Annotated in this window: 21 protein-coding genes and 1 riboswitch; of the genes, 17 read left to right on the forward strand and 4 right to left on the reverse strand. The window is 45.1% G+C overall.

Annotation, left to right across the window (positions count from 1 at the left end; all coding sequences use genetic code 11):
- The first annotated feature begins 4 nt into the window (after positions 1 to 4).
- The 14 genes from LOZ80_RS09870 (at position 5) to LOZ80_RS09935 (ending at position 15604) form a co-directional block, all read left to right on the forward strand.
- A complete protein-coding gene (locus tag LOZ80_RS09870) occupies positions 5 to 841 on the forward strand; it encodes a glycosyltransferase family 2 protein (protein WP_238171267.1) in 837 nt (278 codons plus the stop codon).
- The gene (locus LOZ80_RS09875; RefSeq protein WP_238171268.1) at positions 825 to 2096 is read left to right on the forward strand and encodes a glycosyltransferase family 4 protein; all 1272 of its coding nucleotides are present in this window, start codon (positions 825 to 827) and stop codon (positions 2094 to 2096) included. Before LOZ80_RS09870 ends, LOZ80_RS09875 begins: the two co-directional genes overlap by 17 nt.
- The gene (locus tag LOZ80_RS09880; RefSeq protein WP_238171269.1) at positions 2062 to 3213 is read left to right on the forward strand and encodes a glycosyltransferase; all 1152 of its coding nucleotides are present in this window, start codon (positions 2062 to 2064) and stop codon (positions 3211 to 3213) included. Before LOZ80_RS09875 ends, LOZ80_RS09880 begins: the two co-directional genes overlap by 35 nt.
- Positions 3214 to 3244: 31 nt before the next feature.
- Positions 3245 to 4345 (forward strand): glycosyltransferase, encoded by a 1101-nt coding sequence (locus LOZ80_RS09885; protein ID WP_238171270.1) that lies wholly within the window; start codon positions 3245 to 3247, stop codon positions 4343 to 4345.
- A 4-nt stretch (positions 4346 to 4349) separates the two neighbouring features.
- Positions 4350 to 5678: a UDP-glucose dehydrogenase family protein gene (locus LOZ80_RS09890; protein ID WP_238171271.1), complete on the forward strand. Its 1329-nt coding sequence runs from the start codon at positions 4350 to 4352 to the stop codon at positions 5676 to 5678.
- Positions 5679 to 5731: 53 nt separating this feature from the next.
- The gene (locus LOZ80_RS09895) at positions 5732 to 7102 is read left to right on the forward strand and encodes a sugar phosphate nucleotidyltransferase (protein WP_238171272.1); all 1371 of its coding nucleotides are present in this window, start codon (positions 5732 to 5734) and stop codon (positions 7100 to 7102) included.
- 197 nt (positions 7103 to 7299) lie between these two features.
- Complete coding sequence (locus LOZ80_RS09900; RefSeq protein WP_238171273.1) at positions 7300 to 8829, forward strand: glycosyl hydrolase; 1530 nt, start codon at positions 7300 to 7302, stop codon at positions 8827 to 8829.
- A gap of 38 nt (positions 8830 to 8867) precedes the next feature.
- Positions 8868 to 11504, forward strand: coding sequence for a discoidin domain-containing protein (locus tag LOZ80_RS09905; RefSeq protein ID WP_238171274.1), 2637 nt, complete (start codon positions 8868 to 8870; stop codon positions 11502 to 11504).
- Between the two features lie 186 nt (positions 11505 to 11690).
- Positions 11691 to 12353 (forward strand): hypothetical protein, encoded by a 663-nt coding sequence (locus tag LOZ80_RS09910; RefSeq protein ID WP_238171275.1) that lies wholly within the window; start codon positions 11691 to 11693, stop codon positions 12351 to 12353.
- A 17-nt stretch (positions 12354 to 12370) separates the two neighbouring features.
- Entirely contained in the window at positions 12371 to 13462 is a 1092-nt protein-coding gene (locus tag LOZ80_RS09915; RefSeq protein WP_189018235.1) for a toxic anion resistance protein, read from the forward strand.
- An 18-nt stretch (positions 13463 to 13480) separates the two neighbouring features.
- Positions 13481 to 13831 (forward strand): VOC family protein, encoded by a 351-nt coding sequence (locus LOZ80_RS09920; RefSeq protein ID WP_238171276.1) that lies wholly within the window; start codon positions 13481 to 13483, stop codon positions 13829 to 13831.
- A gap of 150 nt (positions 13832 to 13981) precedes the next feature.
- Complete coding sequence (locus LOZ80_RS09925) at positions 13982 to 14590, forward strand: transglutaminase-like domain-containing protein (RefSeq protein WP_238171277.1); 609 nt, start codon at positions 13982 to 13984, stop codon at positions 14588 to 14590.
- Positions 14591 to 14652: 62 nt separating this feature from the next.
- The gene (rpiA, locus tag LOZ80_RS09930; RefSeq protein ID WP_238171278.1) at positions 14653 to 15345 is read left to right on the forward strand and encodes a ribose-5-phosphate isomerase RpiA; all 693 of its coding nucleotides are present in this window, start codon (positions 14653 to 14655) and stop codon (positions 15343 to 15345) included.
- Complete coding sequence (locus LOZ80_RS09935) at positions 15338 to 15604, forward strand: hypothetical protein (RefSeq protein ID WP_238171279.1); 267 nt, start codon at positions 15338 to 15340, stop codon at positions 15602 to 15604. Before rpiA ends, LOZ80_RS09935 begins: the two co-directional genes overlap by 8 nt.
- A gap of 2 nt (positions 15605 to 15606) precedes the next feature.
- Here the strand turns inward: LOZ80_RS09935 and LOZ80_RS09940 are convergent, their stop codons facing one another.
- Entirely contained in the window at positions 15607 to 16410 is an 804-nt protein-coding gene (locus tag LOZ80_RS09940) for a helix-turn-helix domain-containing protein (protein WP_337951032.1), read from the reverse strand.
- Positions 16411 to 16547: 137 nt separating this feature from the next.
- On the opposite strand from LOZ80_RS09940, the gene LOZ80_RS09945 reads away from it, so the two are divergent.
- Positions 16548 to 17834 (forward strand): hypothetical protein, encoded by a 1287-nt coding sequence (locus tag LOZ80_RS09945; protein ID WP_238171281.1) that lies wholly within the window; start codon positions 16548 to 16550, stop codon positions 17832 to 17834.
- Positions 17835 to 18300: 466 nt separating this feature from the next.
- Here LOZ80_RS09945 and LOZ80_RS09950 read toward each other — a convergent pair whose 3' ends face one another.
- Together LOZ80_RS09950 and LOZ80_RS09955 are read right to left on the reverse strand one after the other, a co-directional pair.
- Positions 18301 to 19455 (reverse strand): GGDEF domain-containing protein, encoded by a 1155-nt coding sequence (locus LOZ80_RS09950; RefSeq protein ID WP_238171282.1) that lies wholly within the window; start codon positions 19453 to 19455, stop codon positions 18301 to 18303.
- A 165-nt stretch (positions 19456 to 19620) separates the two neighbouring features.
- Positions 19621 to 19800: a hypothetical protein gene (locus LOZ80_RS09955; RefSeq protein WP_238171283.1), complete on the reverse strand. Its 180-nt coding sequence runs from the start codon at positions 19798 to 19800 to the stop codon at positions 19621 to 19623.
- 77 nt (positions 19801 to 19877) lie between these two features.
- Positions 19878 to 19961: riboswitch (cyclic di-GMP riboswitch) on the reverse strand.
- A gap of 179 nt (positions 19962 to 20140) precedes the next feature.
- Between LOZ80_RS09955 and LOZ80_RS09960 the strand changes: the two genes are divergently transcribed.
- A complete protein-coding gene (locus LOZ80_RS09960; RefSeq protein WP_238171284.1) occupies positions 20141 to 21733 on the forward strand; it encodes an ATP-binding protein in 1593 nt (530 codons plus the stop codon).
- A gap of 78 nt (positions 21734 to 21811) precedes the next feature.
- On the opposite strand, the gene LOZ80_RS09965 is transcribed toward LOZ80_RS09960, so the two are convergent.
- Entirely contained in the window at positions 21812 to 21925 is a 114-nt protein-coding gene (locus tag LOZ80_RS09965) for a YjcZ family sporulation protein (RefSeq protein WP_238171285.1), read from the reverse strand.
- A gap of 191 nt (positions 21926 to 22116) precedes the next feature.
- On the opposite strand from LOZ80_RS09965, the gene LOZ80_RS09970 reads away from it, so the two are divergent.
- Entirely contained in the window at positions 22117 to 22962 is an 846-nt protein-coding gene (locus LOZ80_RS09970) for an STM4015 family protein (protein ID WP_238171286.1), read from the forward strand.
- Positions 22963 to 22964: the final 2 nt, after the last annotated feature.

The raw sequence follows: 22964 nt of genomic DNA on the forward strand, positions 1-22964 counted from the left end.
TCAAATGAGTCACCAACGTGACCTTGCGGGAAAGAATGGCCTCTCTGTTGTCATCATCGCGCAGAATGATGAATCGAGAATAGGCAGTGCAATTGAATCCTGCAAGTCGTTTGCAGACGAAATTGTTGTCATTGACGGGGGAAGCCAGGATGGAACTGTCCGTGTATCGGAACAATTAGGTTGTAAGGTATACACCAATGCATGGCCCGGTTACGCGAAGCAGCGTATTTATGGAAGTGATCGTGCCACCTATGATTGGATATTCGTCATCGATACGGATGAGGTAGTCAGCGAAACACTTGCGGCGGCCATTCGGGAACTGAAATTTGATTTGTCGGATACGAGTAAAGCCTACTCCGTCTTGCGCATTGGTGACTTTTTGGGACGTTGGATGGGGAAAGGAGAACGATTGGTTCGGCTGTATAATCGGACAGAGATTCAGTATAAGGATAGTCTTGTACATGAAACTCCGGATGTGCAACAGGATCAAGTTTCCTTGCTGCCTGGTATCTTATGGCATTATGGCTTTCGCAGCATTCATGATCATATTCAAAGGTTTAATAAGTATACGGATTTGGAAGCAGAAGGCGCCGTCGCTTTGGGGAAGAGATTTAATTTGTTACGCATGCTGGTGCGGCCGCCATTGCGCTTTGTGCAGAAATATATTTTTCAAGGGTTATATAGAAAAGGAGTTCCGGGACTGGCTGTAGCACTTTTCTGGGGCATGTATGAGTTTCTGGTTTGTTTAAAACAGTACGAATTGCAGTTAGTTCGCAAAAAAACGAAAAAGCCTGAGGGCGAACCTATTAAGGAGGGAAGTGCTTATGCGATTCAACAATAGCTTGCGAATTCTTTCTACCGGAATGGGATGGCCTTCTGCGCAGCCAGGTGGACTTAACACGTATTTCAAACATATTAATGAAGCTTTAGCTGAGAATCATGATCTGCAAGCTTTGGTTAGCAGCAGTGAGAAGCCTGTTGTGAAAGAAGGGCTTCAAGTTACGAATGTAGCCAAGACGCAGTTGAAACTGAGCAAAAGGCGTGATGCTTTTCGCCAGCATGCTGCTTGGCTGATGGACAATCAGGATGTGGATATCGTTTATTCCCATTTTGCCCCTTATAGTACTGGGGTTGCCATGGAGGCCAAACAACGCAATATACCGGTCGTAATGACTTTTCACGGTCCATGGAGTGAAGAGATTAAGCTTGAGGGCAAGGGCCTTAAACACTGGGTGAAAACCCGGATCGCCAAGAATATGGAGATGAAAGCTTATCGATATGCCGATGCTTTCATCGTATTAAGTGAAACCTTTCGCGACATTCTTCATCAGAATTATCAAATTCCGCTTACAAAGATCCATATCGTACCAGGTGCCGCTGATATTGTTAGATTCCAGCCTTCCACCGAGCGTAAAGCAATACGAGAAAGACTTCATATAACAGAAGGAACAACAGCTGTATTGACGCTGCGAAGATTGGTCAATCGGATGGGATTACTTCAACTTATCGATGCTTGGAAGGAGGTTGTACGTGAAGTACCGGATACCGTTCTTCTATTAGGCGGCAAGGGGCCGTTGAAAGAAGAATTGGAGAAGAAAATTGCCGAATACGGACTTGAGTCTCGTGTTCGACTCTTAGGGTATGTGCCGGATCATGAACTGGCAGATTACTATCAAGCCGCAGACCTGTTCGTTGTACCCTCGCAAGCGTTGGAGGGATTCGGATTGATCACGGTTGAAGCTATGGCGGCTGGTGTGCCGGTAATGGCTACCCCCGTCGGCGGCAATCGTGAAATTCTGCAGAAATTTCGCCCGGAGCTGCTGTTCGCAGGCAAAAGCAGCCAGGATATGGCGGCTGGCTTAATTCGCAGCTTGCAGAATCAAGATCACTGGCCTACTGCCGAACAATGTAGAAATCATGTGCTGGAGAATTACACGTGGGAACGAGTGTCCGACCAAGTGGAAGGTATTTTCCGATCCGTCATTGATAATCATCTAATTGCTTATGGCCGCAACCGTTCACCTCGGGTTCAGGCTGAACGAAAAGGAGGACATGAGAAGGATGTTGAAAATAGCGTATTTGGATCATACCGCTAGATGGAGCGGAGGCGAAGTTGCCTTATACAATTTAATTACGAATTTGGGGGATGAAGTGAAACCCCTGGTTATTGTAGCGGAGGACGGCGCGCTAGTCCAGCGCTTGCGGGATAAAGGAATTGATGTCCGTGTCGTACCTCTAAGTGATAAAGTGAGGAACCGCAATCGCAATGCCGTCAATTTGGATGCCGTATTCGGCGCGCTGGAACTCTTCACTTACGGCAAGCGAATCTCCAAGCTGCTGCGTGCAGAGCAGGTTGCCTGCGTGCATACGAATTCTTTGAAATCGGCGTTCTATGGCGCTGTGGCAGCTAAGTTTGCCGGCGTTCCGCTGATCTGGCATATCCGCGATCATATCGGTGTTCCGTATCTCAAACCGATCGTTGCCCGGGCGATTCGGTTCCTGTCACGCATGCTGCCCAATGGCGTCATAGCTAATTCCAATTCAACGTTGGATGCTTTGCAATTGCCCAAATCGAAGAAAACGCTTGTCGTGTATTCGGCTTATGCCCAGCAATTGCGCGCTCCGAATCGGATCAAGTCCGTAGATAGAAATACGAAGTCCTACATCATTCTGCTAGTCGGTCGATTAGCAGAGTGGAAGGGTCAACATATTCTGCTCGAAGCTGCGAAGACGTTCTTGCACGATTCACAAGTCGAGTTTTGGCTGGCAGGGGATGCTCTTTTCGGAGAGGATGCCTACAAACAGCAGCTTTTGCAGCAAATGGCTGACAATCACTTATACAATGTCAAGTTGCTTGGTCATGTCGACGACATTCAAGCCTTAATGCAGAAAGTTGACATTCTAGTTCATACTTCCATCACGCCGGAGCCCTTCGGTCAAGTCATTGTGGAAGGAATGGCAGCCGGATTGCCAGTCATTGCTTCCAACGAAGGTGGTCCGCGGGAAACGGTCGTCCCTGGAGAAACAGGACTGCTCATCACACCAGGTGATCCCAAGCTGCTGGCCGAAGCGATTCGCTATCTGCTGGAGAACCCAGATGTGCGCAGTCGAATGAGCGAGAATGGCCTGAAACGTGTGGAACAACACTTTGTCATAGAAAAAACCGTTACCCAAATCACCCATTACTACGCTGGATTAATTGCTAATACGTAATTAATCCCCGAGTAAATAAAGGATGGATCAAATGAAAATAGCAATTGCGCATGATTATTTGGTTCAAATGGGCGGCGCTGAAAGAGTTGTCGAGGTCTTTCACCAAATGTTTCCGAATGCCCCCATCTATACAACCATGTTCAGCAGCCATCGATTGCTGGACGAGCTTCGAGATGCAGATATACGTGCCTCGTGGCTGCAGAAGATGCCTGGGGGGAAGAGCCACTTCAAAGAAATGCTTCCACTGTATCCATTTGCCATCAAAGATTTCGACTTCCGGGAATTCGATATTGTTCTAAGCTCCAGCAGCGCTTTCATGAAGAGCATCGAAGTCCCTAAGAGCACGTTCCATCTCTGTTATTGCCATACGCCTATGCGCTTTGCATGGGACTATGATACTTACATGGAGCGGCAAACGAAATCCAGTGTGATGAAAAGGCTGCTGAAAATTTATATTGACAGGTTGAAGCATTGGGATCAAAAAACGTCTGCTAACGTGAATCAATTTATTGCGAATTCTTCCGTCGTGAAACATCGCATTCGGAATTACTATCAACGCGACGCTGACGTTATTTTCCCGCCGATTAATACCTCACGGTTCCATAGTTCGAAGGAGATCGGGAATTATTATTTAATCGTGTCGCGCTTGGTCTCTTACAAACGAATTGACTTGGCTGTTGAGGCGTTCAATAAGAATGGTCTTCCGCTCTACATTGTTGGAGAAGGGCCGGATTCAGCCAGGCTCAAAGCCATGGCCAAAGCCAATGTTCATTTCATGGGAAGGCTGGAGGATCGTGTCGTGACCAAAATGATGGCCGAATGCCGCGCGCTTATTTTCCCGGGGGAAGAAGATTTCGGTATTACGCCTCTTGAAGCCAATGCGGCCGGCAGACCTGTAGTAGCTTACCAGGCTGGTGGAGCATTAGATACGATCGTGCCGCATGTGAATGGAGTGTTTTTCAAGCGGCAAGAGGTTGAGGATTTGCTTGGCGCAATTCGCGACGTGGAAAACCATGCATGGGATGTCCAACAAATTATCGGCCACGCTCAGAAGTTTGACGAGAAAACGTTCATGGATAAGTTGAAAACGTATATGAGTACATCCTACCAACAATTTAGAGAGGGGCATTGATCGTATGAAAATAGCAGTCATCGGAACAGGGTATGTGGGGTTAGTATCCGGGGTTTGTTTTGCTGAAAAAGGCAATCATGTGATCTGTGTTGATCATGATAAGCAGAAGATTGAGAAATTGCAAAATCTGGTATCGCCTATTTTTGAACCGGGGATCGAAGAACTCATGGAAAGCAATCAAAAGGCAGGCCGATTGTCGTTCACAACGGATCTTGCCCAGGCGATCCGTCAATCAGAGCTCATTATTATCGCTGTTGGGACGCCATCCTTGCCGAATGGGGAAGCGGATCTTCAATATATCGAGCAAGCCGTGATAGAAATCGGCAAAGCGATGAATAGTTACAAAATCGTTGCTACCAAAAGCACGGTGCCAGTTGGCACCAATGAGCATATTCAAATGATTCTCGCGATGAATACGTTGGAATCCTTCGATGTGGTGTCGATTCCGGAGTTTCTGCGCGAAGGCTCTGCCATCCAGGATACACTTGAGCCAGATCGCATCGTGATTGGTTTGGATAATCTGACTTTAACCGAGCCCTTGACTGAACTTCACAAACCATTCACGGATCAAATCTTCGTCACGAGTATTCGCAGCGCGGAAATGATCAAATATGCTTCGAACGCCTTCTTAGCAACAAAAATTTCGTTCATTAATGAAATATCCAATATCTGCGAGAAGGTTGGCGCTGATGTCACCGAAGTGGCGAAAGGCATGGGGCAAGATCGCCGAATCGGAGCTTCCTTCCTGAATGCAGGCATCGGCTATGGCGGTTCTTGCTTTCCGAAGGATACAGATGCCTTGATTCAAATTGCCGGCAATGTGGATTATGAATTCCAATTGCTGAAGTCAGTCGTTGAAGTCAATAAATCGCAAAGATATAAAATTATTACGAAACTAGAAGGTTCTCTAGGGAACTTATCGGGCAAATTGATTGGGATTTGGGGATTGTCCTTCAAGCCGAACACAGACGACATCCGCTATGCTCCGTCGATTGAAATCGTAGAAACCTTGATAAGAGCAGGCGCACGTCTGAAGCTGTACGATCCGATCGCAATGGATAAATTCAGAGCCCATATCGACCATCCGGCCATTCAATGGTGCGAATCAGCGTTGGAAGCGGCTACCGGGGCAGACGCTGTCTGTTTACTGACCGACTGGGAAGAGTTCAAGGCAGCTCCGCTGACACAACTTATTTTCATCATGGAGAAGCCAATCTTGATTGATGGGCGCAACGTATTCACACGCGAGCAAATCGACGGGACGGGGATTCATTATTACTCTGTCGGAAGACCTGATCAGAAACACGTCGCTCGTCATAAAGCAGTTGTCTAAAGGCACGGAATCCTGCAACGAATTCCTATAAAACCGATTGGAGTGTGGTTTTCATGAAAATAGTTCTTCTTTCCGGCGGCTCAGGTAAACGGTTGTGGCCTTTGTCTAATGATTCAAGATCCAAGCAGTTTCTGAAAGTGCTTGAGGATAAGGACGGTCGCAGTGAATCGATGGTACAACGCGTATGGAGGCAGCTTCGGGATAGTGGACTGGGTGATTCTGCCTACCTGGCGACCAATCGCTCGCAAGTTGAAATGCTCATGAGTCAATTAGGCAGCGATGCGCCATTGATTGTCGAGCCGGAACGCAGAGATACGTTCCCGGCGATTGCCCTTGCAGCGGCCTATCTCTACGATGTTGAAAGTCTCCCCCTGGATACGGTAGTAACCGTTATGCCGGTTGATCCTTATGTCGACGAAGCCTTTTTTCATAAAATAAAGCAGTTGGAGCAAGTGCTCCAAGATACGGAGTCGAACTTAGCCTTAATGGGCGTAGTCCCGACTGTGCCTTCGGAGAAATATGGTTATATTGTGCCATCGGAACAACGGCTTATGGGTACAGAAGCGCTGTGGGTGAACCATTTTGCAGAGAAACCGAATCGCGAGCAAGCGGCTGCTCTCATTGAGCAAAAAGCGCTATGGAACTGCGGCGTCTTCGCTTTCCGTCTAGGTTATCTCATCGAGCTGATGGTGGAGAAAGGCGTGCCGCTCAAGTACGAGGAACTGCTCAAAAATTACAAAAAATTAAGCAAGATCAGTTTCGATTATGAAGTCGTTGAGAATGAATCGAGTATTGTGGTCGTTCCTTATGATGGCTACTGGAAAGATTTGGGTACTTGGAACACGCTCACAGAAGAAATGAGCCGTTCGCAGATCGGAACAGGTATCGTAACGGAAGATTCGTCCAATACGCATTTAATTAACGAACTGGATATCCCGGTCACGGTGATTGGCATTCAAGATGCTGTCATCGCGGTAAGTCCTGATGGCATCCTCGTCACCTCCAAAGCGGAAAGTCCGCGGATTAAAGAAGTCATGAATGCAATTGAGCAGCGCCCTATGTACGAAGAGCGCAGATGGGGACGTTACCGAGTCATTGATTATGTCAAATACACGGAGGATAATGAAGTTTTGACGAAGCGCATTCTTGTGCGCGCAGGCAAGAATATAAGTTATCAGCTGCATTATAAACGCAGTGAAGTGTGGACGATCGTTAGTGGCGTGGCGGACATTGTCATTAATGACAAACTCTATCAAGTGAAACCGGGGGATGTGGTACGGATTCCAGATGGAACGCGTCACAGTATTCGAGCCATAACGGATGTTGAATTCATCGAAGTTCAAAGCGGCTCTGAACTGGTGGAAGAAGATAATATCCGAATTTGTCTGGAATGGCACGATATTCCCCTTCATCAGTTTATTTAGCAGGTTGCAGACCCATAAATAGACCGCCTTCTATTCGAATATGAATGGAGGGCGATTATTTATTTCGTCAGAAATCTGCATTTGGAAAAAACTTGCAAAACCCTTAAACTTACCTGATAAAAGCTTAATATCTAACCTGTACGATAGAGATAGCACGTTGGCTCGCCGTGCAAATCTATGGTTCGGGAGGTTTGATTATGTTGAAGAAATCCAAAAAGGTGGGTGTGCGAATAAAGGTGACTTCCTTGTTGTTTCTACTCTCATTATTATCACCGCATCTTTTGTTGCATCCAGATGTTTCGAATGCGGCAACAGTTCCGATTAATTCGCAAGCAACGCTGGAGGCGAAGGTCGTCCTGCAACAGCTATATGCGGTATCGGGGCTCAAAACGATTAGTGGTCAACACGATTATTTGGAAAGTCCTGATGAATGGAATAACCGTGTGAAGGGAATTACTGGCAAATATCCGAGTATCCACGGTTATGAACTTGGAGCGATCATGAATCAGACTGCAAGCGAGCAAGCTGCGCAGCGCGAGAATGTCGTCAATAGCGCAATTGCCTGGCATCAGGCAGGCGGCTTAGTGACCATTTCTTATCATGAGAACATTCCTGGAACATGCTTATGCTGGGCGAATGTGAAGAAAGAAATGAGCCAGGCTGATTTTGATAAGTACGTGACACCTGGCACACCGCAGTATAACCAGTTGATTGCCGATTTGGACAAAACGGCAGTCTATTTAGGCAAGCTAAAGGATGCTGGCGTTCCTGTGTTATGGCGCCCCTATCATGAAAGCAATGGAGGCTGGTTCTGGTGGGGGAAGAAAACGAATTTCTCCGCGCTGTGGAATTTGATGTACGAGCGTTTTGTTCAAGTGCATAAGTTGAATAATTTGTTGTGGGTATGGAGTCCCAATGCTCCCAATGCCTCATCAGATCCGTATAATGCCAGTTTTCCAGGGATATCCAAAGTGGATGTGTTGGCAGTTGATATCTATGACAATGACTATAATCCCGACTACTACAATAAAATTGTGGAATTAGCAGCAGGTAAACCAATCGCCATTGGCGAGAATGGAGAATTGCCTAGCCAAACGGTTCTTTCCAATCAATCCAAATGGGCGTATTTCATGACTTGGGGAAAAATGTTATCCGATAATAACGGACTTGCTGAAATCACTTCCTCTTATGCAAATCCACGGTTGTTAACGAGGGAGACATTCCTTAGTGATCTTCTGAATGCTATTGTTCCAGCACCATCACCGGCTCCGGTGCCCAAGCCGGAAACAGCACCCGTCGTGGCGAGGAATGGATTACGCGGAGAATATTACGATAATAAAGATTTGACTGCATTGAAAGAGGTCAGGGAAGATCGGAAGATCGATTTCAATTGGTCGAATGCGGCGCCATTTCCTTCCATGCAGGCAGATACCTTCTCTGTTCGCTGGACGGGGAAGCTGAAACCCAAGTATACAGAAAATTATCAAATTTCAACCTTATCGGATGATGGTATTCGCGTGTGGGTGAATGGTGAGTTGGTCATTGACAGTTGGTTCAACCAGAGCTGGGTGGAGCGAAAAGGCAGTATTGCCTTACAAGCAGGAGTCCCAGTTGATTTCAAAGTGGAGTATTATGATAATACGAATGGCGCTGTTGCCAAAGTCAGCTGGGAAAGTCAATCCCAAACCAAACAATTGATTCCTGACGATGCCCTGTTTCTTCCTTGATGAATAAGCAGGAAACTACAGAAGATGGAGCGAGCAGGATGAACCCGAAATTCATAAGAGTTATGATCATACTCGTCAGTTTTTTGATTTTATTGATTTTCACATCTGCATCCAATAATCATGGTGTCGTTGCCAATAAGATTGCTGCGCTCAATGAGGTGAAGCCTGTGTCTGAGATGATCGGCAACCAGCTATGGCGGCTAGGAAATCCCAATGATGCTGATGAGGAATTCAGCAAAGAGAATAGCGCTTTAACGCATTACACCGTATCCGCGGATTCAAGTCAACCGCAAGATTTGAAATCGGTACCGCAAGGACTGCGCAAATCAGTGAATCCAAGCTTTCAAGTTCAATTCCCACTGAGCACGGTGCCCGAGCACGGTGTAGTGTTAAAAGTCCGTATCTTGGATGCTCACAAAGCGGTACCTCAAATGGCTGTATTTACGAATCAGCTTCTCTCTGGCATCGTTCAAATTGCCGGTGTTGGAGGGACCACCAGTGCGTATCCGTTTAAAAAAACGTATGAACTTTATATTCCCAAAGAGCAGCTTCAGGTTGGAGATAACGAGCTCAAATTCATGGCAACTGGGTGTTTATACTGTACGGCCGATGAAGATAAATATTTATGGTGGAAATGGGACTTTATTGAGTTGGATGCCTTGACGGAACCTGCCGCGGAACCGATTCATGGCAAATACGTCGAATCCGGCACGAAAGTCAGTAATTTATCCTTCTACTATGATGAGGGAGCGGTCAGACATTTGCCATATGTTTTAAAATGGTTGGGTATTGCCTACAGCGGCAACATCATGCGAGTAGATTGCGCGACTGATGTCCGGCAGGGCTGCTCAGCGATCAAGGCTTATTACGAAACGCTGCGCGATTACAACACGCAAGCTGTAGCTTTGCACTTGCACACAGGAAATGTAAAGCTGCAGGAAGATGGATCTTTACCGGCAGATGCCGAGAAAAAGCTGCAGGATTATGTGACAGCCTATGGGTCGATGTTTCAATACTATGAAATTGATAACGAGCCAGGCCTGTTTAATCGTTCCAAAGGTGTTAATCTAGCCATTGCCAATTGGCTCAAAGGTCATATCCCAGAGCTGGCGCCGCACTTGAAAACTGTTGCTCCAGGATGGGCGTATGCACCCAAATATGCGGTGCGGACTTGTCGCAATCAAGATGCGTCAGGCAGACTGCAATGCGGAGAACCCGATGGTTGGGAAGGTGATTCCCAGCAGCGCCTCGAATTGGAGAAGGTAACCGATTTAACCAATGGTCATGCATACGGCACCTCGTACTCCGAGAATAAGGGAGGGAGTTTGCTGGAAAATTTGCAAACGTTCGATGGGGCTGAGGACGGCTTGCCTAAACTAATGTTGAATACCGAGTATGGGACATCGGATACTCATGTAGATAACCAGGCTTATGGCGCTGTGCAACCGAAAGCAGCCGTATTTGATCGAATTCTGAGAGCCCATATCGGCTTTGCGGATATGTTCATGCAGCATGCGGCTTTTTACCCGCAATATGCCTTGTTTGAACCGAATATTGACTTAAACGGTCAGAATCCCGCAGAGATGAAGATTCATAAGAATTTGCCTGATACAGACTCCAGAGTCAGTGTCATGAGAAGATTGAATCTGGCATATGCCACACATGGCAGACCTCTCACTTATGAGATTACGAATAAAACAGAGCTAAGTGATAAACTGGTCTATTTTCGCGGTGTAGATACCTCGAGTTTGGCGCCGCTGCCTGGATCCAAAGGCACATCGAACAAACTCCTGCTTAATTTCGTGAATTTTGAAAATAGTTCACAAACTGTGCATGTCAAAGTTGCCATGCCAGAGGCTGGGCAATATGAAGGAGAACGATTCGGAAATGGGGACACCTATGAATCCGCTCGTACTTATGTGAGTCAACTGCAAGCTTCTCCAGAGCTTGAGTTCAAGGAGACGCTTGCTCCAGGTGAAGCAGTCCAATATATCCTTACGCGGACTGAGGATGTGAAGCCCAAAGCGCCAAGTTGGGTAAAAGCTGTTTCGCAGCCCGATCATGCAATTGAAGTCAATTGGCTGGAGTCGGAGGGCGCTCAAAGCTATGAAGTTTGGCGAAAAGAACGCGGAGCGATGAAGTATCAATTAGTCGCCAAAGAGGTGCCTGATCCGCATTGGACGGATATGAAAACGGCAGTTGGTCAAACCTATGCCTATCAAATTCGCGTGGCGGGCAAGAAAGAAGCATCAGCTGAGGCACTTGTGACCGTTACGGACGAAGCTGCGCTTAACCGATCAGATTGGGTCATCACCAGCAGCTCGGGGAAACCGCAAAGCGCGATTGACAGTAATCCTTACAGCCGGTGGGATACAGCGAAAAATCAGGTGCCTGGTCAATTCATCCAAGTCGATATGAAAGAATCGTTTACGATCAGCCGGATTGAGCTGCAAACAGCGGGCTCGCCTAATGATTTTCCAAGGAATTATGAGGTCTTCCTTTCAGCCGATGGGGTGAATTGGACAGCCTCCATTGCTTCTGGTGCGGGATCCACACAGACGAATATCACATTTGAGCCACATAACGCTAGATTTGTGAAGATCGTTCAGACGTCCAAAGCAGGCAATTATTGGTCCATTTACGATTTTCAGGTGTATGGGAAGAGGCGTGAGTAAGAGCGGATTCTATGGTGGAATGACCGATGTTCGGCACTTTGTTGGTGCTGAGGTCGGTTATTTTTTTCATTTATAGCCGATAAGCAGGCTTCTCAAACCGACGAATAATTGACTAGCCTCCTTATCAGAGCTATCATTTAAGTAATGAATTTGTAAGTTGAAAGAGATTGGAGGTAGGCATCCACGGTGCAAAAGAAATTCAAAACAGCCGCTAGTCTCGCAGTCGCCGGCTATCTCATAAGTTTAATCACTTCCACTTTTATTCCAGGCGCAGTAAACTTGCTCATTCCTGCAGCCTTCTCACTAGGCGGGGTGATGGTTCTGAATCGTCGTTCGACAACTTTGGATGAGCCAACCGTTCCACCAAGAATCAATGACTCAAGTGACAACTCGCAATTGCCGATTCCTGATCGTTCTGTGGAAGTCTCTGCTGAGGTGAGAACGGAGGAGGATTCCTTCTGGGGACCCGTCACCGAGTATATTCATGTGATTGAAGAAATGGTCATCTCAGAAGGTCAGAAAAGCAGCCTGGATGATGAGATTGTGGAGAAAACACTTAGCTTGCTCGCCAGGGTAAGCCGTATTATTCCGCAGTTAAAAGAACTGAATGATGGCAATATGAATCATAACATTCAACGATTAGTATTTAAAGATTTGAACGGCGCCATCAACCCGTTTCTTAAGCTGGGCGGTGAGGCCAAACGTTTGAATCGGCGGCTTTTGCTTAATGGCTTGAAAGATATTAATTCTAAACTCTCGGCCTATGTGGAGACCATTGAACAAAAAGATCTGATCGAATTGCAGACTCGCATGGATCTCATCCAGCAAAGGTATCGTTCTTCAGACTAACAAGGAGGTCATCAATCATGACAACACAATTGGTGCAATTGAAGGAAGCCGACATCATCAAAGTGGAACAAGAGGCGAAGCAGCTGCTTCAGAAAGTTTCAACAACGGATACCATGGAACTCGAAACACTGATGGATTCCATTGGGCGAATGGGCTCCAAAACTATGGAGCAGGCCGGCCAATCGTTAGCGATGCTGGAGCGGCCCGTGAATGACTTAATGTCAGGAAAGCGATCTGATGTTCAAAACAACATTTTGAAACTGCGCGGTGAAATCGATTCTTTGAGCAAAAGCAAGCAGCTGGGCTTTTTTGAGAAAATCATGAAGAAGACGCCGCTTAAAAACTATATTTACAAATATCAATCCGTCAAAACAAATGTGAATGCGATTGTGCAATCATTACGCAACGGCAAAGAAACCTTGGAAGAAAATATGGCTTACATGAAAACTTTGAAACGAAACTCTCTCGAATCTGTTTACAATTTGCAGATGAGAATCGCGATGGGAGAGAACCTGAAGCAGCTATTTGAACAAGAGATCGCCAAACCCGACAATGAGCATCGCAAAACACACCTGGAAAGAGGCCTGCGTAAAGTCGTTACACGCATTCAATCCTTTCAAGAGATGATTATTCTGTATCAACAAGCGATCGCCGGAACGGATATTATTAATGACAATAATGATAAACTCATCGATGCTGTGGATGCGACAATTGATAAAACGCAAAACCTGCTTACCGTTTCCGCGATGATTTCCATGGCTATCGACGATCAAGTTCAAACGATTGATGCCGTCAATGCCGCGAATTCTACGCTTAACAAAATGTTCGAAGAGAATTCGCGCTTGCTCAAAGAAACGACGCAAAGGACGAATGACTTGCTAGGCAAACCCGGCGTTCAGATGGAATCCATCGAACGTGGGATGACTGATCTATTTGCCGCCTTGGATTTGTTCGAGCAGTCGAATCGCACAATCATCCAATCTGCGACTGAACATACGAAGCGTCTTGGCTCTATCAGTCAACAGATGACGCAGCGTTTGGGGTTAATGCCAGGCAATAAACCAAACGCAGAATTGAAAACTTCGGAATTGGACGAGCTGATGCAGTAAAAGGGAGGCTTTATAAGAATGAATCCCATTATGAATCGTATTGGAACTGTGTTTATTCCCGTAAGCAACATTGAAAATGCTCGTGATTGGTATTGCAAGCTGCTAGGTTTGCCGGCAGACGGAGAAGTGCTGTTCGGTCATCTATTCATCCTGCCTATGGAGGGTACAGGGATTGTACTGGACAGTAAAATATACCAAGAAGATCGGCTGTACAAAACGCCGGCTTTCCATTTCAACACGACGAATATCGAAGCGGCATTCGAATTCCTCAAAGCTAGCGACATTGAACTCGCCACAGGCATTGAGCATAATCAGTGGATCAATTTCAAAGATCCTGATGGTAATCTTTTGATGGTTTGCAGATGTTAAATGGGCTGGACTCACAAGTCGATATTTACTTGTGGGTCAGCCCACTTTTTTTATGGTGGAGCTAGGTCTAAGTAAATTTGTATATTCATGCAATATAATGCATAATAATTCTGTGACCTACGGTAAAATTTGATAAAAAGGGTGATTGGAATGATATTGACCCACGAGTCTTTACAGCTGGAAGACTACTTAATCGAGAGTGAAGAAGTAGATTATACCGATCCTGCAATTCAAATATTAGCAAATACTCTCTTCCTGGAAGCAAAAACTGAAGTTGATTTTGTGCAAAAAGCTTTCGAATTTGTGCGTGACCGCATTTCACATTCCTGGGATATTCAAAGCTCGCGGATTACCCGCACAGCTTCTGAGACGCTGCATTTTCGGGAAGGGATTTGTTATGCAAAGTCTGGTTTACTATGCGCAATACTAAGAAGCAAAGGGATCCCGACTGGTTTTTGCTATCAACGTTTAACGTTAGGAGATACCCCGGATACAGGGTATTGTCTGCATGCTTTGAATGCGGTCTACTTGAAATCACTCGATAAATGGATACGTCTGGATGCAAGGGGCAACAAGGTGGGGGTACAAGCCGAATTCGCCATTGACGAGGAAAAACTTGCTTTTCCGATCAGGGAACATTACGACGAAGTTGATTATGCTGGGATTTATATACAACCCAATAAGAAGACTATAGATACATTAAAACAGCATACAGACTGCATACAAATGATACTTCATGGTTTGCCGACAAGCTTGTAGATGTTCGTAATTGTGATAAAATGAAATAAATTGGCGATTTATGGAAGAAGGGTGGAGATGAGATGGACAAGAAGAAGCTTGCCGGGGAGCAGGCTGCAACCTATATCGAGGAGGGAATGATACTAGGTTTGGGAACCGGTTCGACGGTATATTGGACGATTCAAAAACTAGGAGAGCTTGTAAAACAGGGACTTAGGATCAAGGGAATTCCAACTTCCAAGGCAACGGAACAGCAGGCAAGAGAACTTGGCATTCCAATTCTAGATATTTCCGAAGTGCAGGAAATTGATTTGACGATTGATGGTGCAGACGAAGTAAATCCACATTTTGCTCTTATCAAAGGTGGAGGCGGAGCGTTGTTTCGAGAGAAAATGGTGGCGTCACTTTCCCGCCGTCTGCTTATTGTCGTTGATGACTCCAAAGTGGTGAATACATTAGGGAAATTTCCTTTGCCCGTTGAAGTCGTGCCCTTCGGTTGGGAAATCACAAGCCGCAATATTGCGAAACTGGGCTGCTCTCCAGAACTTCGCCTTCATACGGCAGGGCCCTTTATTACGGACAATGGAAACTATATCCTCGACTGTTATTTTACAGAAATACAGCATCCAGAGGTACTGAATGAACAACTGACTAAGATTATAGGTGTCGTTGAGACAGGACTCTTTGTGAATATGGCGGAAATGATTATCGTCGGCGGGGATAATGGTGTTTCTGTAAGATCTATCCCCATGCAATCGGAGGCTGCAAATGAATAAATCAATCTTTCGAGCTCTTGGGGTTGGCACTCTGTTTATCTTTGCATATTATGCTTACCAGATTAGTTGGGGCATGATCATAACCTTTCGTTATGCACCAGACTTCGCCAACACCACTGGATCGGTAGGTAATGGTCAAAGTAAAGTGGCTTTCGGACAAGCGGCCAGTAATTGGCAAATAAGCCTTGAGTTAATTGGCATGATGGCTTTAGGCATGAGCATTTATTATTTGGTTCGTTATTTCAAAAAAGGCAAATGATTTCAAAGAATTCTGCCGGCTTCCTTCATCATTTGTGAGGGCGTTTTACCCCGTATCTGCTTGAATTGTCGGCTGAAGAAGGAGAGATCGTTGTAGCCAAGTGCTTCCGCAACTTCGGTAACGTTCATGCCATTGTAGCGCAATAAATGCTCGGCGCGATCAATCCGCATTCTGATCAAGTACTGATCAAAAGTAATACCCATAACCTGTTTGAATTTAAGCGCGAAGTATCGAGGCGAGAGCTGAGCTTGCTCAGCTAGTGCTTCCACAGTGTGAAGAGTACCAGGAGATTGTTTGATTTGATGGGCAATTGTACGAATGACAGAATTTGGCCGATCTATCATAGGTTGTTGTGTGCTTATCTCTTCCCGGCGAAGCTGCTTGAGCAGCAAAGTTAACAATAGCTTTGCTTCGGAATCATCTTCGCTTGCAGGAGGAATCATCGTTTCAACAAAATGGTTTAAATAAGTTTCAAAAAGATACGTGTCTCGGACGACATGGTAGTAGACAGGAAGTTCGCTAGCCATCGCCATTGGTAATGAGAAATGAATAAACGTGACAGTCAGTGGTTGTTGAGGATTGTGCTCAGCGAGCGTTCGGTCCCCAGGACGGAATAGAAAACAACTCCCTTTACGAATCTCATAGGTATGATTGTGCAAGTTCATCGTTCCTGCCCCACTCCAGGTATACCACAAATCATAATCGATTAAAGGTTGATGACGTGTGTCCCATTTCCAGTTCTTTTCACAGGTTACCTTTCCTATATTGCAGTTGAGCTGTAGTTGAGCTGCTAGTTCTAATATGATAGATCACCCTCTTCTTAGGTAGAAAAGTACCAATATTGTGTGGTTAAGTCTATTCATTTTAGCCTAATTACTCTTTAAGATAAAGAGAGCATCAGCAAAATCATCTAGCACATAGGAACATGACAGGAGTGATTAGAATGCTTCATCCATTCATGGGAATCGAAGATTGGGACCGAGTGGGTCTATCCGTGGAAGAGTCGGCAAGAAGGCTTCAAAGAATTGCTTATATGGATCGTGGTCTCATGCATATGGAGGCCGGGTTTATGATTGCCACGCCAGAATATGAAGTGAAGGGTGCTCTGTCAAGGATGGTATGGCAAGATGCCAGCCATCATGACGAACTTCGAAGCCGCTGCAAGCAGCTCAGGATGAGTGTGGTCGCCTTCGATAAATGCCAGGATGTGGCACTGAAGGAACTCTTGGATAGGTCACTGGAGGCCGAGTCGACTTTGATCCGATTGAAGGTTCTATTCGAAGTAATCAAGCCAGCGCAGATAGCGGCAATTCGATCTTATATGAGTCTGGCACAACCTTTGGTTGATGAGCCGACGTTATCGCTGTTTAAAAGACAACTGCCGGAGAGAGAAGATCAAGTCGCTTGGGGGATTGCTGCGATTGCTGAATTATCCCAAGCGGCGAAGGAAGACGAACTGGAGTATGCTGTGAAGTGGAAGGGTTATACGGAGGCACTTCTTAGAGCAGCAGGGGGAATAGAGGGGACGGATAAGCGGGAAGAGACAGCGGAGGCGCTCATCTTGAAGACACGGCCTTTCGAAGTTCCCCGTCAAAGTACGCGCGACTCTCGATTCGTTTCTGCGATTAAGAAACATAAAGATCAGCATTTCGCTGATTCGGATCAGGGAAGACTCGAACAGATGATGTTCACTCGTTTTTTCGAAATGTCACCAGCGGAAGGTGTGGCTTATGTGCATTTTACGACCGTAGGCAAGCCGTGGGCGTTCTATTACGATACGGCGCGTCATCTCTGGGACGAGGTCAGACACGCGTGGTTTGGCGAAGCTGCGCTCCGTAAGAACGGTTACGATATTTATGAAGTTCCCAACTGGACTGGTTGGTACGATATGACGGCCCAACTGTTCGAAAAAGATGAAGCCTACACGCATCTGACCATTGCGATTGAAAAGGCAGCGATGAAATATCCCCCTGGCAAGCGGGAAGAATGGGAGTTTTGCCGGGATATTGCCAAGGATCCCTTGATGACGACCTTCCAGGATTTCGATTGGGCAGATGAGGTCGTTCATGCCAGCTTTGGCCAGAAATGGATCATCGATGAAGTCCATCACGGTGACAATAGAGCAGCGAAAGAAGCGGCAGCTGCTACCGTTACGAAGCGACTCGCCTATATGAGAAACTATGAGGACGACGCTCCTCCGAAGGCAAATCGGTTTGCTGGAGGGTACTGAGTACTTGTGAATCAACCGCCCACCAATAAAGAAGAGGCTGTGCCAAAAGGTTGTATAATTACCTTTTGGCACAGCCTCTTTTTTTAAAATATAAGAGTTTATATGTTTTGGGGTGAGCGCGGAGTTACTCCAGCCGCCTTGTGCGAACAGAGGGAGGGAACTACAGTCCGCTATTCTAGCCAAAAGTATCCATATCGCGGGAGTGAGGGAACTACAATCCGCTATTTTGCTGTTTCAAGGCAAATTCAGCGTTTTTCGTGGAAATAAGACCCTGTAGTTCCGCTAATACCCTAGCATCCCTGCTATATGCCTATTTAGCGTCCTATAGTTCCCTTAACAGGTTTTGTCGCTACGAAGAGGCTGATCTCTCAGGGCGGCGAAGCCGTTTTTCTTTATCTTGCGTCAAAATAAGGCAGCTGAAGGTGCTTCTGTATCCCGTAGACATAAGTCTACAAAATTTCCTTCTTTAGTGTCGAAACACACCGTTTCGACCGTTATTTTTGGCGCCATAGAGTGCTTTGTCACAAGAAGAATACAGCGTTTCTAATTGTGTATCGGGATTTGGAATCAGCGTAACAACGCCTAAACTTATGGTATAGGCTGCTGGCAGTTCCGAATTGGTTGTCCCAGCGATAGCTCGCCGGAATAATTCCGCTTTAGCAGTCGATTCTTCTATGCCCGCGCCGGGAAGTAAAATAGCGAACTCGTCGCCGCCATATCGCCCAAACAAATCATGTTTCCCCAATAGGCTCGATATCCTTTTGCATAGATCCTGCAGGACCAGATCACCTGTATCGTGCCCGTAGGTATCATTAATCGTTTTGAACTCATCGATATCGAACAGCAATAAGGAAACAGGCTTCCCTTTTTTAGCGAAACTGCTAAGAATTCTTCGAGCGTGGAGAACAAACATTCGCCGGTTGAGAATGCCGGTTAAATCATCATAATTCGCAAGCATGGTTAATTCGCGATCGGCCCGTTCTTTCAAAAGTAGGACAAAACCTGTATTCCCTAGAATCATGACCAGATAAAGGACTATAAAAGAGATGGTTTGATAAAAACTTGGTGTGAAAAACCCCATAAGATTATTCAAAAGAAGTGCAAACACACTTCTTATTACAAGGGCTAAGCTGATTAATAGATAGATGCAGCCCATCATTTTCATAAGCAAAGATGAAGCTTCGTCCTTCATCATTCGGTAAGCGGGAAGAATAATAAGGACGGCTAGGCCCAAAGACCCAACGAGAATGCGCACTCGCTCAACATTGTAAAAGAAAAGACATAAGTGAAAACAGATCATGATGGCACTTGTCATGCTGATATAGAATCTTCTGGTGGACACATGAAATTGCTGCTGCAGTTTGAGCAACGCTACAGTTTCCAAGCTGAATCCGAGGAAAAGGAGAGAATTGGTCAATGAGATTGTTACCGTATCAGGAATTCCACCACGCCAAATTAGGACAATCCAGGCTAGAGCTTGAACACATTTTCCAGCAAAAAAGATATTCATTGTTGTATCTTTAGGGTGTTGACTCCAATAAGCGCTAATTAAAATAACGGTAAACAGGTGCCCAATGACTAACGTGATGAAGATTGTCTTCATATCCAATAACAAATCCATATTGAACCACCATCTTATGTATGAGTTCCATGCCACTTTGAGTATAACCAATAATTCTACAATTTTCCACAAAAGTTCGCATGAATAAACCCCAAGGTCGGGATTATCCGATTCTTAGGGTCACACCACCGTTATGTCAATAATTGAACACGGTTATTTACAAGCTTATTTCTGTTGGCCTTTCAATACCCAAGAAACGAATTGATAGAATGTGTTCTCGGTGAAATCAGTCATCTCGAAACGATGCGCGTCAATGGAGTCCTCAGCCGGACTGACATCGGACGGATGCCCCGGTTCAAATTCATTCGTTATCCCTTGTTTATTGCCTGCATTGTAAGTTGTCATGGAAATGTTCCTTCCCCAATTATGTTGGTGTATAATTGTCCGCAAGGAAAGAGACGACAAAAAAACCATCTCTCTCATTGAAAGAAGGTCGGTTGCACTATTCGCTCCACTAGGTCAAAGTGCCCATATAATGACCAAGCTTCATTGCGCCCTGTTATAGTTCTTAGTACACAAATTATACATCGAGTTGCTATCACTAGTAAATACCTTATAGACTATGAAATAGATAAGAAAAAGTAAATTTACATATAAAGTATAATTTATGATAAAATTGAAAATATTTGAATGCATTTTTTAAAAATATTAAAATGAGATCGTCGTCAAGTTGAGGAGAAGGGTTATGAAGCAATGGATAGAATTATCTCGCCAAAGATGTAAGGATCGCGGGATGGATCCTACAAGAATATCTTCGGCGGGAATTAAATTATCAGACAATCAACTGCAAGTGGAAAAAGAACGATATCGGGATATTCTTGCTGTAATTCAGTATTTTGCTGAAAAAATATTGTCACTCTTGGCCGGAAAGCCGCATCTGATCCTTGTTAATAACGAACAGGGATACATCTTAGACAGCTATGGGGATGAAGGATTCAAATCAGTCATCAACAATTATGGCATTCATGCGGGAATCAAATGCGACGAAGAGTTTATGGGCACGAATGTAGTCACACTCGCTCTGCAAGAGCAGGCACCCATCCAGATCGTCGGCGAGGAACATTATCATGAGATGCTGGGAAATACGGCGTGTTATTGTGTGCCGTTCCATTTCCCAATGTATCATAATTTATCAGGGACCATTGCCATCATGACCTCGGTCGAGCACCATAATCATACCTATCTAGCACTTCTTTCTAATATGGCTGATTCTATTGAAAGAGAACTATCGCTTCGAATGACGAATCAGAATCAAAATCTTATTCAGCAGCTTGTTGTCAATAACATGCGCAACGGCATTATTATGACAGATGAGCGCGGTATTATTACAGAGTTTAACGCCTATGCCGAGAAAATAACAGGAAGAAATCGGGAAAGTGTCATCCATACGCCTGTCTTTCCTTTCGAACATTTCGGAAGCTATTTCTATCAAGCTCTCAAGTATCGGAAGCAATTCGAAAATATAGAGCTTTCTTTCCGATATTCGTTGGATCAGAAGAATGTGTGCCTGTTCGATTTACTTCCCATTATCAATGAAAAGGGCGAAATTTTAGGCGCTTTTGCTCAATTTCGTGATATTACGGATCGTGTTGTTCTTGAACGGCAATTCATTAATGCGGAAAAGTTCTCAGCCATCGGGAAGATGGCAGCAGGTTTAGCCCACGAAATAAGGAATCCGCTAACCTCGATTATCGGTTTTTTTCAGCTGCTTCAGAAATCAAATGATCCGCAGAAATTTCAGAATTACGTGGGACTCATCAATACGGAGCTGCAAAACATGAAGCAGTTGGTTTCTGACTTCGTTGTCATGGCAAAACCAAGCACGCCGGAGAGAAAGGCCGTAAACTTGCAAGAATTTTTGAAAGATACGATTCGGTTTATGGACAGTCAAGCCATTCTAAAAAATACATCTATCACCGCTATATATGATGAATCATTAACAATGGCTTGGATTGATCCTGCTCAAATTAAACAGGTACTGGTTAATTTAATTCAGAATGCGATAGATTCCATCGACAAAAATGGATTTATCCAGCTTTCAACGAAGATGGGTGCCAATAATAAAATGTTCCAAATCAGCATTGAAGATAACGGCGTGGGCATGACGAAGGAAGAGCTCGCGCAAATCGTAAATCCATTTTTTTCAACAAAAGAAAACGGCGTTGGACTTGGTTTATCCATCTGTTATCGGATCATTGAAAATCATAAAGGGAATATGACAGCCACATCGCGCAAAGGGATAGGAACGAAATTTGAAGTGACGCTTCCGCTTTCCTAAACTAAGCAAAGTAAACCGTCAACCTCACTTGTTGCAAGTGGGTGTGACGGTTTTTTCTATATGCAAATAGGTATTAACTTACCAAACGAATGCGCTTGTAATAATAACCAACAAAATGAAAAGTACCAAAATTGCTGCTGAAGAAGTACCTACGCCGCCTGTTCCACAACCTGCGCCACCAACATAAGACATTTAAATCACCCTTTCTTTGGAGTTGCTTGTGCTACATACCTAATGTATGGATTCTCGGTCAAGATGTTTGGGCCAATGGAATGATTGTGCTGTTGTCCCTGTTGGAGCAGAAGTTGCATGTTTTTTTTGAGATCGTTTATAGTTAGTCTAGGCACATAGGTAGGAAATTAATGGAACCGGAGGGGAATATCATGACAGAAGTGAAATTATCAATTGATTATGAGCAGTATGAAGAGGGTGTTAAAATCAAGGATCTTCTGGAAGAGCTAGCCGCGAAACCAGAGAGTACGGAGCTAAACAGCCTCATTATCGGTGATTGGGGCGGCTCTTATGAGAATGATTCCAGCGAAATTGTCGCTGCGTTGACGCAATTGAAAGACCGGTTTCCCAACCTGCGCAAATTATTCATTGGTGATATGGGGTTCGAGGAATGCGAGGTATCTTGGATTATGCAAAGCAATCTTACCCCTATCCTAACGGAATTCCCTGAACTGGAATCATTGACGATAAAGGGAAGCACAGGGTTGGAGATAGAGCCGGTGAGCCATGCGAAGCTGCAGGAACTTGTCATTATTTGTGGTGGACTAGGCAAAAAAGTTCTTGCTAGTATTAGTCAATCTTCATTTCCGCAATTAAAAAAGTTGGAGCTTTACATGGGGGTTGAAGACTATGGGTTTGATGGTGAGCTAGCGGATATTCTTCCTCTCATTGAACAGGGTAAATTTCCTGAATTGACGTATCTGGGTTTGAAAAATAGTGAACTTGAAGATGAGATTGCGATTGCGTTGGCAGATGCGCCAATTCTGAGTCAGCTTCATACGTTGGATTTGTCGCTGGGAACGTTAACGGATAAAGGCGCAGAAGCGCTTCTTGCAAGCGATCAGGTGAGAAAATTGCAATTCCTTGATCTCAGCTATCATTACATGTCAGATGACATGGTACAACGATGGCAGGCCTCTGGACTTTCGGTTGATACAGACGAACAACAAGATGCGGATGAGGATGAAGACTATCGCTATCCTTCGCTTACGGAATAAAG

This window comes from Paenibacillus sp. HWE-109 (genome assembly GCF_022163125.1).
Lineage (GTDB): Bacteria > Bacillota > Bacilli > Paenibacillales > NBRC-103111 > Paenibacillus_E.